We start from the raw sequence: 16,940 nt of genomic DNA, 5'->3' as shown, positions 1-16,940 counted from the left end.
TAAATTATTTCAATTCAATGTCTTATAGGTGGCTACACTCTCGCAACCGTTATTTGTTTTACGTTAACGTCACTTTGGGTTACAGTCCTGTCATAATCAAAACAAAAATACCTGCTGACTGAGGGAGGCGTTCGTGGATGACATCCTCGAAACCGTAAAAGAAAAACTGCCGCAACTGCGCGGTCTCAATGCTGTCGTCGCCTTCGATTGTGGCGATGATGGACATATCGTGATTGATGCCACCGGCGATGAGCCGGAAATCAGTGATGATGATCCGTCCGATGCCGATTGCATTCTCAAGATCAAGAAAGCCAACCTCGAAAAGCTGATCGCCGGAAAGCTTGACCCGATGCTTGCCTTTACCATGGGCAAACTGAAGATCAAGGGCTCCATGGGTGTGGCAGCAAAGCTGTCATCGATGCTCGACTAGCTTTGTCGGTATGGTCTGTTTGACGAGGGAAACATGCGCAGTCGCATCGCAAAAGGCAGCATATCGGCGCTGATTGCCGGCTTTACGATTCAATATGCCACCGCGTCGCTGGCATCCGGATCGGAAACGCTCAATTTCCGTGTCCTCAAGGACGGGGAGCCGGTCGGTTATGAAACCGTCGAAATTAAACCAACAGCGACCGGTCAAACCGTCACGGTCAATACCCTGACCGATGTGCGGGTTTTGTTTTTGAAATTCCATTACGACCATCAGCGCACAGAACATTGGCAGGACGGAAAGCTGATATCGGTCGAAACCACCACCAATGATGACGGCACACACTACACTTGGCGGGCCAGCTATGACGAAGATTGTTATGCGCTGGCGGGCAAAGGTGTCGGGAAACGCGACGCCTGTGATGCAGCCTGGCCGCTAACCCTGTGGCACGAGAATGTCACAGGTAAAACCGATCTCTTAAGTGTCATCAATGCCGAACCCTACACTGTGCACACTCAAAGGGTTGGCGAAGAAAGCGTCATGGTCGAAAGCCGGGAAACACCGGCAGTCCATTACGAAATGTCTGGCGATGTCGAACGGCACCTCTGGTACGGCACCGACGGAAAACTGCTCAAAACGAGTTTTAAAAGGAAGGGTTACGACATCGATTTCATCAGGGTCGATGCGATAAACCCTCAGCAATAAAAGCGGGCGTTTTAAATCAAAGATTTGAAACGTTTAAAGATTAGGGAGAAACAGATGTCCTACTTCAAGAAGAGCTGCCTTTGGGGTGCAGCTTCGGGTACTGCACTTCTATGCGCGCTTGCCAGTGTCGGCACCGCGCAAGCGTCAGGTTTTCAGGTCCGCGAAACCAGCGGTACCCTGCAGGGTTCAAGCTTTGCCGGTATGACCACACTGTCAACCGACGCATCGACGATGTCCTACAACCCTGGTACCGTTGGTCAGTATAAAGAAACCAGCTATAGCGCAGGTATTACGGTCATTCGGCCTGTGGCGAAGGCAACCAATATAGCTGCAACAAGCAGCAGTTTAACCTCTATTACCCAAACTGGTGGCGACTATAAAGATATGGCGCAAGATGCCGCCGTACCAAATGCGCATGCAGTATGGAAGCTGAAAGAAAACATCAATTTTGGTGTTTCGATCACGGCACCTTGGGGCCTTGTTACAGACAACGACTCAGATTTTGCTGGTCGCTTCTTTGGTACCACGTCGAAAATCAAGACCGTCAACATCAAACCCGTCATTGCATACCGATTTGACAACGGCCTAAGCATTGGGGCAGGACCACAGGTACAACATTTCGAAGCCTCTTTGAGCAAAGCAGTGCCCGCACTTGGCGGACCTGTTGCCGAGGGCAACTCTACTGTTGAGGGCGACGACGTCGGATATGGCTGGACCGCGGGCCTGAATTGGGAAATGACCGAAGATACGCGCTTTGGGCTATCCTATAACTCCGAAGTCAAACACAAGCTTGAAGGTGACATCACGTTTGATAGCGCCGCCAAAGGACTGGCAACGCCGTATACTGATCGGAAAGCTACCGCGAAGATCACAACACCTGAAGCCATTGCATTTGGCGCGTCTCACGATTTCAATGATCAGTGGACCGTGATGGGGGATCTCCAATGGACAAACTGGAACTCCGTCAAAGATCTAGTATTTAACTACGATGGTCTGATCAACAGCAACCTTGCTACAAGTAGTAGCACAACGGAAAACTACCACTGGGGCTCATCATGGTTTGGTGCACTTGGTGCGCGCTATCAATATGATGAAAACTGGTCCTTCACCGGTGGCGTGGCCTATGACGAAACCCCGATCAAAACCCGGAACCGTAACGTTCGTCTGCCAGATTCCAACCGCTACTGGGTATCACTTGGTGCAACATATAAGGCGGCCGACTGGGCGGATGTGACATTGGGTTACACGCACATCTTTGCTGATGAGGCACGGGTAGATCACGCGTCGTCATCGCTCGGCAACTTTGCAGCCGACTACGAAGCCAAGGTCGACATCATCGCGTTGCAGGCGAAATTCAAGTTCTGATTTGCTATACTGTCCGGTGCGGGGTGCTTTGGCGCACCGCATCGGGCTCCCTTTTTTGCCCGCAAAGTGACGTTAACGTAATGGAGTTAACGCAAGTGAACAAAGTAAACGTCCAAGAATCCCCGATCCTGCGCGATGGCGTTGATATCAGCTCGCCGGTAAGAACCTGCCCGGTTCATGAGATTTTCGACAAAGCGGCGGCACGGTTTCCGTTGCGCCCCTGTCTGGATTTCCTCGGTCGGGTCTATGATTACAAGACCATTTCCGAGCAAATCGACCGTGCTGCCGAAGGCTTCAAACAGCTTGGCGTGCGCAAGGGTGACAAGGTCGGGCTGTGCCTGCCCAATACGCCCTATTACGTGGTTTGCTATTACGCGATCCTGAAATGTGGCGGTGTGGTTGTGAATTTCAATCCGCTCTATGCCAAGCGCGAGATCGCCTATCAGATCGAAGATTCAGGCTGTCGCCTGATGGTGACGCTGAACCTCAAACAGATCTATCCCAAGGTGGCAGCATGCCTTGATGAAACCTGCCTCAAGCGGATCGTGGTCTGCGAAATGAGCGGCATCTTGCCGCCGGTTAAAAGCGTTCTGTTTTCGCTGTTCAAGCGCAGCGAACTGGCCGACGTGCCAACGGATTTGCGTCACATCCCCTATTCACGGGTCATCGGATGCAAACCGATTGATCGCGTGGTGGATATCGATGTGAACGATCTGGCGGTTCTGCAATATACCGGCGGCACAACCGGGCGCCCAAAGGGTGCGATGCTGACCCATGCAAATCTGAGTGCAAACGTTGATCAGCTGACCCGCTGGATGCCAGACGCCAAACCGGGCCACGAAGTGACCCTGTGTGTTTTGCCGTTCTTCCATGTCTTTGCCATGACAGTTGCGCTTAACACTTCGGTTAATCTCGGGGCGGAAATGGTGTTGCAGCCCCGCTTTGAGTTGGGTTCCCTGATCAAGGCGCTGGACAAAAAAAAGGCCACCATCTTCCCGGGTGTTCCGACGATCTATACGGCGATCAACAATTCGCCGGAAACACTCAAATACGACCTCTCACACATCCGTTGCTGCATTTCGGGCGGTGCGCCGCTGCCGGTCGAAGTCAAACACCGGTTCGAGGAGATTACCGGCTCCAAGGTGGTTGAAGGATATGGCCTGTCAGAAGCCAGCCCGGTCTGTACTTGCAACCCGCTTAAGGGTGAGAACAAGGAAGGCTCGATCGGGCGACCGTTGCCCGGGACCGAGATCGAAATCAGGTCGCTGGATCGGCCTGATACGGTCGTAGCGCTCGGCGAAAAGGGTGAGGTCTGTATTCGCGGCCCGCAAGTCATGCCTTGCTACTGGCAAAACGAAACGGCCACCAACGAGACATTTGTCGATGGTTGGTTGCGGACCGGTGATGTCGGTTATCAGGATGAGGATGGCTACACCTTCCTGGTTGATCGCCTGAAGGACGTCATCCTGTGCAGCGGCTACAACGTTTATCCGCGTGCCATCGAAGAGGCACTTTATCTGCATGACAAGGTTGCCGAGGTCACTTGCATCGGGATCCCCGATCAATATCGTGGTCAGGCGCCAAAGGCGTTTGTTCGCCTGAAAGACGGTGTCACCGATGTGACCGCCGAAGATCTGCGGGCATTTCTGGATGACAAGATTTCAAGAATCGAAATGCCGCGCGAAATCGAAATTCGCGAAGAACTTCCCAAAACCATGGTCGGCAAACTGTCGAAAAAGGAATTGGTCGAGGAAGAACGACAAAAGAGGGAAAGAAATACGGTTTAGTTGCAATGCGTTGGCGTCACGATACACACACTGAAAAAACTTAAGTGACGTTAACGTAAACTAATTGACGTATACTGAAAAATAGATACCATAAGGGGCGAACAATGACAAAAGTTGACGAACGGTTTTATACCGTTCCCGAACTGGCCGACGATCTTGGCATCACGCCGCGCACCATCCGGTTTTACGAGCAAAAGGGGCTTTTGAACCCGCAACGTGCCGGCACCACCCGGGTCTATACCCGACAGGATCGCGCCAAACTGCTCCTCATTTTGCGGGGCAAGCGACTGGGCTTCAGCTTAAGAGAGATCGCGGACTACCTTGATCTTTACGGCGCAGACCCAACCCAGGCAGAGCAAATCAAAATGCTGCTGGAACGCGTTCGGGAACGGATTACTGACCTGGAAGAACAGCGTCAGGCACTGGACGTCACTTTGGATGAACTGCGTGATATCGAACAGCAATCGGTTGATGCACTTAAAGAAAAGGGACTCGATCCGGTATCGTAATAAGTTGCCCGGATCAGAGGACAGCTCAGGAAGGAAGACAAAGCCATGACCAACGCCGTAATTGCCGGATATGTCCGGTCGCCCTTTACCCCGGCCCGCAAAGGGGCCCTTGCAAAGGTCCGCGCAGACGACCTTGCGGCACAGGTCGTCAAAGGTCTGGTCGAAAAGACCGGCATTGATCCCAACGCGATCGAGGACCTGATCCTTGGCTGCGCCTTCCCGGAAGGCGAACAGGGCTTGAACGTTGCCCGCCTGATCACCTTTATCGCCGGTCTGCCGCGTTCTGTTGGTGGCGTGACGGTCAACCGTTTCTGCGGATCGTCCATGCAGTCGATCCATCAGGCGGCTGGCGCAATTGCGATTGGGGCTGGCGATGTCTTTATCTGTGCCGGTGTCGAAAGCATGACCCGGGTTCCGATGATGGGCTTTAACCCCCTGCCCAACCCGGAGCTTTATAAAGCCATGCCCGAAGCCTATATGGGCATGGGCGATACGGCCGAAAATGTTGCCGCCAAATACAGCCTGACCCGTGCCGATCAGGAAGCCTTTGCAGTTGAAAGTCACAAACGTGCCGCAGCAGCACAAGCGGCTGGCAAATTCACGGATGAAATCATCCCAATCCAGACCAAGGATGGCGTCGTGTCTGAGGATGGCTGCATCCGCGCAGAAACAACCGCCGAAGGATTGGCCGACCTCAAACCAGCCTTTAAGGCAGACGGAGTTGTTACCGCGGGCACCTCTTCCCCGCTGACCGATGGTGCGTCGGCTGTTCTGGTCTGTTCCGAAGACTATGCCGCCAAAAACGGCCTGACACCGATTGCACGTATCAAGTCGGTTGCAGTTGATGGCTGTCTTCCGGAAATCATGGGCATTGGCCCGATTGGCGCATCGAAAAAGGCGCTTTCGCGGGCGGGTCTGACCTCGGCCGATATTGATGTCACCGAACTTAACGAGGCCTTCTCGTCCCAGGCCATGGCAAGCATTTCCGAACTTGGTCTGGATGGGGCCAAGGTCAATATCGATGGTGGCGCATTGGCAATCGGTCACCCGCTTGGCGCGACCGGTGCGCGTATCGTTGGCAAGGCCGCTGCAATCCTCAAACGTGATGGCGGCAAATATGCGCTGGCATCCCAGTGCATTGGCGGGGGTCAGGGGATCGCGACCATTCTGGAGGCGATGTAATGACCACCATTAAACAGGTCGCCGTTATTGGCGCCGGTGTTATGGGGGCGGGGATCGCTGCCCATATCGCCAACTCCGGGACACCCGTCCTGCTGCTTGATATCGTGCCCGAAGGTGCGAAAAACCGTAATGCGGTTGCCGAGGGCGCGGTTGCCAAGATGCTGAAAACTGACCCGGCTCCGTTCATGTCCAAACGGGTCGCCAAGTTTATTACGTGTGGCAATATCGAGGATGACCTTGATAAGATCGCCAAATGTGACTGGGTGATCGAGGCCGTCATTGAACGCCTTGATATCAAGCAGGATCTGTATCGCAAGATTGATGCGGTCCGTGCCAAGGGATCGGTGGTGTCATCAAACACATCGACCATTCCGCTCGCCACCCTGATTGACGGGATGGATGATAGCTTCGCACAGGACTTCATCATTACCCACTTCTTCAACCCGCCGCGCTATATGCGCCTGCTGGAGCTGGTTGGATCGGGTGTCACCCGCGATGGTGTGATTGATGCGGTTGCCGATTTTGCTGATCGCAAACTGGGCAAGACCTGTGTCACCTGTCATGACGAACCGGGCTTTATCGCCAACCGTCTGGGTGTCTACTGGATTCAAGCCGCCATGATTGAGGCCATGGACCGCAAACTGACGGTCGAAGAAGCCGACAGCGTCATTGGCCGTCCGTTTGGCATCCCCAAAACCGGCGTCTTTGGCCTGATGGATCTGGTTGGTCTTGATCTGATGCCCCATGTGCAATCAAGCATGGCGGGCCTTCTCGACAAATCCGATCCGTTCCATGCGATCTATCGCGAAAGCGAGTTGGTCAACAAACTGATTGCCGATGGCTATACCGGCCGCAAGGGCAAGGGTGGTTTCTATCGCCTGAACCGTGAAGGCGGTGAGAAGGTCAAGGAATCGGTTGATCTGCAAACCGGTGAGTTTGCCAAATCCGAAAAGGCGCGTTTGGGCAGTGTCCGCGCCGCAGGCAAAGATCCGCGCAAGATGATGGAAGCCTCTGACAAGGGTGGCCAATATGGCCGCGCTGTCATGGGCAAGACGCTGGCCTATGCGGCCTATATTGCCGAAGTCGCTGCAAATTCCATTGTCGATGTCGATGATGCGATGAAGCTTGGTTATGCTTGGAAAACCGGACCGTTTGAACTGATTGATGCCATTGGCGTCGATGCCCTGATTTCGATGCTCGAAGAAGACGGCGTTGAAGTCCCGGCATTGCTGAAAAAGGCCGCAGGCAAGTCGTTCTACAAGGTCGAAGACGGTGATCTGTATTACCTTGGCTTTGATGGCAACTATGCCAAGGTCACCCGCCCGGATGGCGTCATCCTGCTTGAAGATATCAAACGCAAATCCGAACGGTTTGCCGGCAACCGCGCCGCATCGCTTTGGGATATCGGTGATGGCGTTGCCTGCCTTGAATTCCATACCAAGATGAATGCGCTTGATGCCGATGTGCTTGGCGCGATCAAGACATCGATCCGAACTGTGAAAAAGCAGTTCAAGGCGATGGTTATCTATAACGAAGCAAGCAACTTCTCAGCCGGGGCAAACCTCGGTCTGGCACTGTTTGCCGCCAATATCGCCGCATGGCCGGAAATTGAAAACCTCGTTGAAACCGGTCAGGAAACCTACAAGGCGCTTAAATACTCGCCGTTCCCGGTCGTTGGCGCGCCAAGCGGCCTTGCCCTTGGTGGCGGGTGTGAAGTCTTACTTCATTGTGATTCGGTTCAGGCGCACGGGGAAACCTATATCGGGCTGGTTGAGCCCGGTGTGGGGCTGATCCCGGCCTGGGGCGGGTGCAAGGAAATGATCCGTCGCTGGGCGGAAAATCCCAAATTCGTCAAAGGCCCGATGGCTCCGAGTGCCAAGGCGTTTGAGATCATCTCGGTCGCGACCGTCGCCAAATCGGCGATGGAGGCCAAGGAAAACCTGTTCTTCCGCGAAACTGACGGCATCACCATGAACCGCAACCGTTTGCTGGCCGATGCCAAGGAACGCGCACTGTCGATGGTTGATGGTTACGAAGCCCCCGAAGAATTCACCTATCGCCTGCCGGGCGAAGCGGCGCGGGTTGCCTTTGAAATGGCGGTCGATGGTTTCCATCGCCTTGGCAAGGCCACCGATTATGACCGCGTGGTCGCCGGTGAATTGGCAAAGGTTCTGGCCGGTGGTGACACCGACGTGACCGAGGAACTTTCCGAAGACGATATTCTTGAACTGGAACGCGAAGGCTTCATGCGTCTGGTCCGCAATGAAGGCACCATGGCCCGGGTTGAGCATATGCTGCTAACCGGCAAGCCGCTGCGCAACTGACCGGTCCGGGAGGAAAAGTAAAATGGCTGAATATAAAGCACCCCTGCGCGACATGCGCTTCGTCCTGACCGAGCTGTTTGATTTCAACGATATCAATCAGATGCCCGGTTGCGAGGATTTTACCCCCGATGTGGTCGATGCGGTTCTCGAAGAAGCCGCCAAAGTCTGCGAAGAAGTCCTGTTCCCGATCAACCGTTCGGGCGACGAGGAAGGCTGCGCTTGGGATGACGGCGTCGTCACAACCCCCAAGGGCTTCAAGGAAGCTTATCAGACCTTCGCCGAAGGTGGCTGGACCGGGATTGCCTGTGACCCGAAATATGGCGGTCAGGGCGCGCCGAAATCCATCAATGCCCTGGTCGAGGAAATGATTTGTTCGACCAACCTGTCCTTTGGCATGTATCCGGGTCTTTCTTTTGGCGCCTATGCCGCCCTTCACAGCCACGCATCGGACGAACTCAAAGACAAATACCTGCCCAAGATGGTCGATGGTACGTGGTCAGGGACCATGTGCCTGACCGAACCGCATTGTGGTACCGATCTTGGCATCATCAAGACCAAGGCAGAGCCGCTTGATGACGGGTCCTATGCGATTTCCGGTACCAAGATCTTTATCTCCGCCGGGGAACACGACCTGACGGAAAACATCATCCATCTGGTTCTGGCCAAACTGCCTGACGCCCCAAGCGGCACCAAGGGCATTTCGCTTTTCCTTGTGCCAAAATTCATGGTCGGGGATGACGGATCACTTGGCGATCGCAACGCGGTCAAATGCGGTTCCATAGAACACAAGATGGGCATCAAGGCATCTTCGACCTGTGTCATGAACTTTGATGGCGCGGTTGGTTATCTGGTCGGTGAACCCCATCAGGGCATGCCCGCCATGTTCACCATGATGAACCAGGAACGCCTTTCGGTTGGCATTCAGGGTCTTGGCCTTGGCGAAGCAGCCTATCAGGGTGCGCGTGCCTATGCCAAGGATCGCCTGCAGGGCCGCGCCCTGACCGGTGCAAAATCCCCCAACCAGCCCGCAGATTCCATCATCGTGCATCCCGATGTGCGGCGCATGTTGCTGACCGCAAAGGCGACCAATGAAGGTTGCCGGGCGATGGGCATGTGGGTGGCACGCGCGCTTGATACCGCCAAACATCACGAAGATCCGGTCAAACGCGAAGAGGCCGACGAGTTTGTTCAACTGATGACCCCGATCGTCAAGGCTCTGTTCACCGACTGGGGCTTTGACAACACCAACCTTGGTGTTCAGGTCTTTGGCGGGCACGGCTATATCCGTGAATGGGGTATGGAGCAGTATGTTCGTGATGCCCGTATCGCCCAGATTTACGAAGGCACCAACGGCATTCAGGCACTTGATCTTGTTGGCCGTAAAATGCCGAGCAAAGCCGGGCGTTATCTGCGTCGTTTCTTCCATCCCGTGCAGGAATATATCGAAGCCAATGTTTCGAATGGCGAGCTTGGCGAATATGTCCAGCCGCTTGCCAAGGCCTTCATGCGCCTGCAACAGGCCACCGGCGAACTTGCTCAGCGGGGCATGAAAAACCCCGATGAAGCGGGTGCTGCTGCGACCGAATTCCTGCGTCTGTTTGGTCTGGTTGCCGTCGGCTTCATGTGGGCCCGGATGGCGGAAATCGCACTCGCCAAACAGGGTGATGACGAAGACGGGTTCTATAAGGGCAAGCTGATCACGGCCAAGTTCTATATGGAACGTGTTCTTCCGCAATCAGGTGCCCTGTTCAGCCAGATCATGTCGGGATCTTCGACGATGATGGAACTGGACGAGGAGCTGTTCTGATCATGGCTGTGGGCCGCATGCATAAAGACCCGCCACCCGGATACGGAGCCTTGTCGTGAACCTGATTTTCCGACTGATCCGCGTCGTGATCCTGTCCTTGTTGCGGCCCCGCCTGCACCCGCTTGATCCATCGACCCTGCATTTCCGGGCATGGCCGCTGGATATTGATATCAATGTGCACATGACCAATTCACGCTATTTCGCGCTAATGGATCTGGGCCGAACCGAACTGATCATGCGCAATGGTATTGCCAGGCAGATGCTGAAACGCAAATGGCAGCCGGTGGTGTCCGGATCGACCATGCGGTTCAAACGCGCGATCAAACCGTTTCAGAAATTCGCACTCGAAACGCAGGCTTTGTATTGGGATGAAAAGGGCTTCTATCTCGAGCAACGCTTTGTGGCCAAAGGAAAGACGCTGGCCCTTGGCGTGGTAAAGGCGGTTTTCGTCGGCCCGGATGGCATTGTTGCGCCTGAGGAAGTCTGTCGGATGGTCGGCGCAGATGAGACGTCCCCTTCAATGCCCGACTGGCTTTCTGGGTGGCCCGATATGGAAACCGCGATCGAAGCACAACTGGCGATTTAACACACACCAACAACCGGATAACCGGGACAATCGCGGAAAACACCGCGCAGGAGGAAACACCATGGCATCCGATGACGCCGTATTGCTCAACATCACTGATGCGGTCGCAACGATTACGCTGAACCGCCCGGATCGCATGAACGCCCTTGATCAGGCGATGGTCAGTGGCTTGGCAGCTGCCATGGACAAGATCGAAGCCAACCTTCCCGATATCGGAGCCGTCATCATCGAAGGATCGGGCGGCACGTTCATGGCTGGCGGTGATGTGAAGTTTTTCCATCAGGTATCAAAAGACCTGGTCGAAAATGGCCGTTCCCAGATCGAGGCATTGATTGATCGTGTTCACGAAATTGTTTTACGCATCAATGCCCTGCCCCGCCCGGTAATCGCCAAGCTTGAAGGGGCTGTCGCCGGATTTGGTGTAAGCCTGATGAATGCCTGCGACCTTGCAATCGCGGCTGAGGAAACCGTTTTCACCCTGGCCTATATCCATATAGGCACCTCGCCCGATGGTGGTGCAACCCATTCGCTGACCCGGTTGGTCGGGATGAAAAAGGCCAAGGAAATCGCCCTGCTTGGCGATCGGTTCGGGGCCGATGAAGCCCATGATTGCTGCCTGATCAACAAGGTCGTCCCGGCCGACCTGCTGGCATCCACAACCGCGAAATACGCCACCCGTTTGTCCGCCGGACCGCGCGATGCGATTGCCCGCACCAAGGCGTTGCTGAATGCCGCCCCCGAGGCCGATCTGCAAACACAACTGAAGGCCGAGGCCAAATCATTCGCTGATTGCACCGTAAGTGCCGATTTCCGCGAGGGCGTCACTGCTTTTGTGGAAAAACGCACGCCGCGTTTTGGCAAATCATAAAAAGAATTCAGGGAAGAATTTGATGACGAGTCTTAAAGGCAAAACACTGTTCATCACCGGCGCATCGCGCGGCATCGGCAAGGAAATTGCCCTGCGTGCGGCGCGCGATGGAGCCAATGTTGCGATCATTGCCAAAACCGATGAACCACACCCGAAGCTGCCCGGCACCATCCATAGTGCCGCCGCCGAGATCGAGGAAGTTGGTGGCAAGGCACTGGCCCTTAAGACTGATATCCGCGATGAAGACCAGATTGCTGAGGCTGTCGCAAAGACGGTCAAAATCTTTGGCGGGATCGACATCCTGATCAACAATGCCAGCGCGATCAATCTGACCCCAACGTTGCAAACCCCGATGAAGCGGTTTGATCTGATGCATCAGGTCAATACACGTGCGAGCTTTGCCTGTGCCCAGGCCTGCCTGCCGCATCTTCTGAAATCGGACAACCCACATATCCTGACCATGTCACCACCGCCGAACTTGTCCCCGCAGTGGTTTGCCAATCATACGGCCTATACGATTTCAAAATACGGCATGAGCCTGATCACGCTTGGTCTGGCCGCCGAATTTGCCGATGAAGGGGTGGCCGTCAATTCGCTTTGGCCGGTCACGGTGATTGAGACCGCAGCGCTCAACATGATCCCAGGTCTTGAGCAGGGCCGTGCACGCACACCGCAAATTCTGGCCGATGCGGCGCATGCCATCCTGACAGCGCCATCGCGCGAAATTACCGGGGGCTTCTTTACCGATGAAAGTGTGCTTGAGGCCATCGGTGTCACCGATTTCGAACAATACAATCTGACACCAGGCAGACCGCCCTATCCGGACTTCTTCCTGGAGCTTGATCGCAACGGCAAGAACGACCCGCAGGTTGCAAAACTGCTTACGAAACTGGGCCGCTTTCACGAAGCAGCCTGACCGTCATGGCGCCGGGGAAGTGTGTGCCTCGGCGTCTCGTAGGGGCCTGATTTACGGCTGTGGATGATCTGCAGTGGAAATCGGGCTCTCTCGCCCGCTGAACTAAACCCGCCCTTTGTGGCGGGTTCTTTTTTGTGGCATGCGCACATAAAGGCACCGCCACGGGGAGAATGGCGGTGCCGCCTTCGCATTAAACGCTAGACGTTGAGGGATATGATGAAAAAGCGTGAAGCGAAGGAGTGGTTATAAGCTTCAGGAAGCGCGGCGTTCCAGTGACTGACGCGGCATTTCACAGGCAACAAGACCTGGTGTCGGCAACATCATCTGTACCGAAAGTGCCATGCCAAGGTCGCGGTGATCGCGTTTGGCATCCAGGAAATGCTCCGACCAGCTGCCGTCACGGTTGGCTGACAGAAACGCACAACGCAGCATCGAAAAACGGCTTGATCCATGACAGTTATGCTCGCCAGTCACCTGTGCAAGCCAGCCGGCAATTGCGTCATGGGCGGCCTGATCAAGGATGTCCTGCATGCTGGCCCGATCACTGGCTGCAATGCTGTCTTCGGCGAGCGCATCGCGAAGGGCGTTGATCATGCGCTGACTGGCCTGCGGAGAGTTGACACCGAATGAACGTAACCACGCACGTGCCGTGTCTTCGATCAAACGCGTCATCGCTGCCGATTCAAACGCGGCATAGGTGAAACCCTTTGATGCAATGGTCATGTCAGTCATTCGTCTGGCCCTCCGGGCGGTGAACAATCAGCGGGACTTAACGCTTCGTTAAGAATGAATATCGCTGAAAAAACGCGGGATAATTTGCTCGAATCTGGGCGTTTTTGTGGCGTCGAGAATCTTTTGAAAACAAACCACTAGCTTGCAGGTTTCGGACCTTCGGCTGCTATGTGCTCTCGCCCTGCCATGATCTGATCAAGCGGCTTGACCGGCCAGGACAGAATCAGAAGCTTTTCATCGCGCGTCAGGCTTTCAACGCCAAGCCGCGCAAGCTTTTCATAGATGATCCCGATTTCGATCGCGGTACGCGCATCCGGCTTGCGCACCGGCAGCAAAGCCGAATGCAGCGCATTGGCATAAGGATCTTCGATCAGGCGCAACAAACCGTCTTTGACATCGTCCTCACCGCTTTCGGCATTGATCCGTGCCAACGCGCGAAGCTCGTCCGGGCTGTCATATTCTTCGGGGGTAACAAAAAGCTTCATCCGGCGCGCTGCCTTTCCGATGGCAAGGCTGCTGGAATAATGGGTCAGCCACGGCGAAAGCACCAAACCGGCCAGAATGGGCGACAACCACCAGAAGAATGCCGTATCCACAAAGACGGCAATCGCGCCCCAGACCACACCAATCACGATAATGGTGCGATGGGTTTTAAGGGCAGCCTTGAACGGTACCCCGGCATCGTCACGTTCCTGCGCGTCCCAGCCCACCTGATTACCGGTCAGGACCGAAAACACGAACTGGGAATGGAGCATCATCATGATCGGGGCCTGCAAGGCAGAATACAGGGTTTCAAGCAGGCCACTGGCCAATACCATCACCCCGCCATACTGTTTGCGGTCGCGGCCAAGACACACCATCAGGATCGAGATGATCTTGGGCAGCACCAGCATGCCGATGGTAAAGATCAGCAGCACCAGCATTTCAAACGACCGATCCACCGGCCATTGCGGAAACATGGTGAACTGACCGGGGAAGAAGCTATAGGTCAGCTGGGTGTTCTGAAGGGTCGCAATCGTCGAGCTTAGCAACAGCAAAAGCCACAGCGGCGATGACACAAAGCTCATCACTCCCATAAAGAAATGCAAGCGACTAAGCGGTTTGAAACCCGGTGCAACCATCAGGCGCGCATGCTGCATATTGCCCTGACACCAGCGCCGGTCACGGATGGCAAAATCAATCAGGTTGGGCGGCAACTCTTCCCAGCTGCCTTCAAGCTGCGGGATCAGCCAGCACCGCCAGCCTGCCTTGCGCATAAAGGCGGCTTCAACGAAATCGTGACTCAGGATATGGCCACCCATCGGCGGTTTACCCGACAGAACCGGCAGTCCACAGCATTCGATAAACGCCTTGGTGCGAATGATCGCGTTGTGGCCCCAATAGTTCGAACTGCCCATGCACCAGAATGACAGACCCGCCGACATGGTCGGGCCATGCACGCGCGAAATGAATTGCAGGATGCGGGCAAACAGGGTCTGGCGACCGGTGGGCTGCGGCGGGCTTTGAATGATCCCGGCATCCGGATTGTTTTCCATCAGATATGCCATATTGACCATGGCCTCGCCCGACATGACGCTATCGGCGTCAAAGACGATCATGTGATCGTAATTTGCCGCATAGGTCTCGCAGAATTCCTTGAGGTTGCCGGACTTGCGTTCGGTGTTTTCTGCACGGCGGCGGAAGAAAATCTTGCCACGCGCATTCAGATCCGAACAGGCCTTGGCCCATGCCATTTCCTCGGCAATCCAGATATCGGGATCGCGGGTATCAGACAGCACAAAGAAATGAAACGCATCAAGTTCGCCGGTCGCAGCGAGACTTTCATAGCTCGCGCGCAATCCGGCAAAAACGCGGTTGGGGTCTTCGTTATAAACCGGGATCACCACCACATTCTTGGATCGCAGGCGACCTTTGCGCGCAATCGGCTTCAGGCGTTTGAGCGTGATGGCATCAAGTTTCAGACCGCGCAAAACCAGCCCGACAATCCCGGTAAAGAACGACAACGAAATCCAGGCAAAGTTGATGGTAAAGAACGCCACAACCACCATTTCCATGATGGTCAGCTGATCCGCGCCCAGAACATCGGTCATCAACCAGGCCGCATAGGCAGTCGCCGCAATCGATGCCCCAAACAGGAAAATCCGCCGGGATCCGACACCGGGCCCGCGCAGTTTGACCGTCGGATCACAAAATGCGTCCTCTGATCGCTCTGCGGGTATGGTCCCTTTTGCAGGTGTATTGGCGGCTTCTGTCATCTGGCTCTTCTGGGGTTATCTGTTTCTGGCAATTGAGGCATTTGATCCCACAGGATCAGAAGGCCCACGGCATGGTCCAGGTCTCGCTCAGGACCTTGTTCTGATACAACAAGAAGACCCTGAGATTGCTTGATGTCGCATCCCCGGCATTAACCAGGTCAAAGAACACACGCACGCCACCATTTTCCGGATCGGGCAGAATGCGAATGTTACGGACTTCGCCCTTTGATGCGCTGATATCAGCCCGCAAGTTATTGGCATCCTTGATGAAATAGTCCAGATCACCACCGGCGAAGTTCAGCACAAAGCGCGTGCCGGACCGATCTTCATCACCTTGGCTGGCCAAACGCTGGATACGGGTATCGGTTGCTTGCGCCATGCCGTGCAAACCTGTGCCATCACGGGTCGCGGTGACACTGTATTCGACCTGCATTTCGCCGCCGGCCGCCGGCTTGGTTTCCGGCACCCAATAGGCAACGATATTGTCGTTTGTTTCCGACGGACTTGGGATTTCGACCAGTTCGATATGGCCCTTGCCCCATTTGCCCTTCGGCGTCACCCAATAGCCCGGCTGCTGATCAAAGCGTTTTTCCAGATCCTGATAGTGATCGAAATTGCGGTCACGCTGCAAAAGGCCGAACCCGATGGGGTTTTCATCCAGGAACGAGCTCATCTGCAGGTGCTGGGGATTATCCAGCGGACGCCACAACCATTCACCGCGTCCATTATTGATCAAAAGCCCGTCGCTTGAATGGACTTCACCGCGATAATCATCAAAGAACCGGCGGCGCTGTTCGCCAAACAGGAACATGCCGTTCAGCGGCGCAATGCCGATCTTCTCCACCCCGTCGCGGAAGAACAGGTGGGCCTTGATGTCGGCCTGGCTCCGGTTGCCGGGCGTAATATCAAACTGATAGGCACCGGTTATCCGTTCACTGTCGAGCAACGCGAACACCGTGATGGTATTTGCGCCATCCTTTGGCTCGACAATCCAGAATTCACGAAAGACCGGAATTTCCTCGCCGGTCGGACCGGCAAGATCCACGGCAAGGCCGCGCGCCATCTGACCGATTGACTGGCCCTGACCCTGAAGGCGGAAATAGGACGCGCCGAGAAAACGGGTCAGCTCATCATTGCTGGTGACATCAGAAAGCGGATAGCGCAGGCGGAACCCGGCATAGTTCTGCGTCGAAAAATCATTCCCCGACAGGCCGGTCTTGCCGAAATCAAACAGTCCGGCGGAGTACGGAATGACCTGAACTTCACCGTCGCGCACCAGATTGATGGTTACCGGCACGTCATACATGGTGCCCGGATGAAACAGCTCCAGACTGAAATCCGTCTCGGCCGGATTAAAGAAGGCACGCTGTGACTTGAAGCGGATCTGTGCGTAGTCTTCTGCGCTCAGGGCTGAAAGTGCCTCGGGCAGTTCGCGATGCGGATTAACGAAGGGCTGTTTGGCCAGATTGCGCGCAAG

Annotated in this window: 14 protein-coding genes; 11 read left to right on the top strand and 3 right to left on the bottom strand. The window is 55.0% G+C overall.

The genetic code is table 11. The annotated features are described in order from the left end of the window. Positions 1–133: 133 nt before the first annotated feature. From B3Z49_RS13715 to B3Z49_RS13665, 11 genes are all read left to right on the top strand, one after another. Positions 134–430: an SCP2 sterol-binding domain-containing protein gene (locus B3Z49_RS13715; protein WP_064787820.1), complete on the top strand. Its 297-nt coding sequence runs from the start codon at positions 134–136 to the stop codon at positions 428–430. 33 nt (positions 431–463) lie between these two features. Next, complete coding sequence (locus B3Z49_RS13710) at positions 464–1,132, top strand: DUF6134 family protein (protein WP_296991860.1); 669 nt, start codon at positions 464–466, stop codon at positions 1,130–1,132. A gap of 24 nt (positions 1,133–1,156) precedes the next feature. Then, positions 1,157–2,497: an OmpP1/FadL family transporter gene (locus B3Z49_RS13705; RefSeq protein WP_296991857.1), complete on the top strand. Its 1,341-nt coding sequence runs from the start codon at positions 1,157–1,159 to the stop codon at positions 2,495–2,497. 95 nt (positions 2,498–2,592) lie between these two features. After that, positions 2,593–4,284, top strand: coding sequence for a long-chain-fatty-acid--CoA ligase (locus tag B3Z49_RS13700; protein WP_296991854.1), 1,692 nt, complete (start codon positions 2,593–2,595; stop codon positions 4,282–4,284). Between the two features lie 104 nt (positions 4,285–4,388). After that, entirely contained in the window at positions 4,389–4,793 is a 405-nt protein-coding gene (locus B3Z49_RS13695) for a MerR family transcriptional regulator (RefSeq protein ID WP_296991851.1), read from the top strand. A 45-nt stretch (positions 4,794–4,838) separates the two neighbouring features. Then, positions 4,839–5,975, top strand: coding sequence for a thiolase family protein (locus tag B3Z49_RS13690; RefSeq protein WP_296991849.1), 1,137 nt, complete (start codon positions 4,839–4,841; stop codon positions 5,973–5,975). Continuing rightward, positions 5,975–8,299 (top strand): 3-hydroxyacyl-CoA dehydrogenase/enoyl-CoA hydratase family protein, encoded by a 2,325-nt coding sequence (locus B3Z49_RS13685; RefSeq protein ID WP_296991846.1) that lies wholly within the window; start codon positions 5,975–5,977, stop codon positions 8,297–8,299. The genes B3Z49_RS13690 and B3Z49_RS13685 overlap by 1 nt, the downstream gene beginning before the upstream one ends. Positions 8,300–8,321: 22 nt before the next feature. Then, positions 8,322–10,106 (top strand): acyl-CoA dehydrogenase C-terminal domain-containing protein, encoded by a 1,785-nt coding sequence (locus B3Z49_RS13680; protein ID WP_296991843.1) that lies wholly within the window; start codon positions 8,322–8,324, stop codon positions 10,104–10,106. A 55-nt stretch (positions 10,107–10,161) separates the two neighbouring features. Continuing rightward, a complete protein-coding gene (locus B3Z49_RS13675; protein ID WP_296991841.1) occupies positions 10,162–10,692 on the top strand; it encodes an acyl-CoA thioesterase in 531 nt (176 codons plus the stop codon). Between the two features lie 61 nt (positions 10,693–10,753). Continuing rightward, complete coding sequence (locus B3Z49_RS13670; protein WP_296991839.1) at positions 10,754–11,560, top strand: enoyl-CoA hydratase/isomerase family protein; 807 nt, start codon at positions 10,754–10,756, stop codon at positions 11,558–11,560. Positions 11,561–11,582: 22 nt separating this feature from the next. Beyond that, positions 11,583–12,476 carry an SDR family oxidoreductase gene (locus B3Z49_RS13665; RefSeq protein ID WP_296991837.1) on the top strand — a complete coding sequence of 298 codons (894 nt, stop codon included), beginning with the start codon at positions 11,583–11,585 and terminating at the stop codon, positions 12,474–12,476. A 252-nt stretch (positions 12,477–12,728) separates the two neighbouring features. On the opposite strand, the gene B3Z49_RS13660 is transcribed toward B3Z49_RS13665, so the two are convergent. The 3 genes from B3Z49_RS13660 to B3Z49_RS13650 form a co-directional block, all read right to left on the bottom strand. After that, the gene (locus tag B3Z49_RS13660) at positions 12,729–13,208 is read right to left on the bottom strand and encodes a hypothetical protein (protein ID WP_296991835.1); all 480 of its coding nucleotides are present in this window, start codon (positions 13,206–13,208) and stop codon (positions 12,729–12,731) included. Positions 13,209–13,345: 137 nt separating this feature from the next. Further along, complete coding sequence (gene mdoH, locus B3Z49_RS13655; RefSeq protein ID WP_296991833.1) at positions 13,346–15,463, bottom strand: glucans biosynthesis glucosyltransferase MdoH; 2,118 nt, start codon at positions 15,461–15,463, stop codon at positions 13,346–13,348. A gap of 55 nt (positions 15,464–15,518) precedes the next feature. After that, on the bottom strand, positions 15,519–16,940 hold a 1,422-nt coding region (locus B3Z49_RS13650), incomplete at its 5' end, for a glucan biosynthesis protein (protein ID WP_296991832.1).

The organism is Thalassospira sp. UBA1131 (assembly GCF_002311515.1).
Taxonomy (GTDB): Bacteria; Pseudomonadota; Alphaproteobacteria; order Rhodospirillales; family Thalassospiraceae; genus Thalassospira.
The sequence above is the reverse complement of the archived record's forward strand: the minus strand, read 5'-3'. Positions and strand labels throughout refer to the sequence as shown.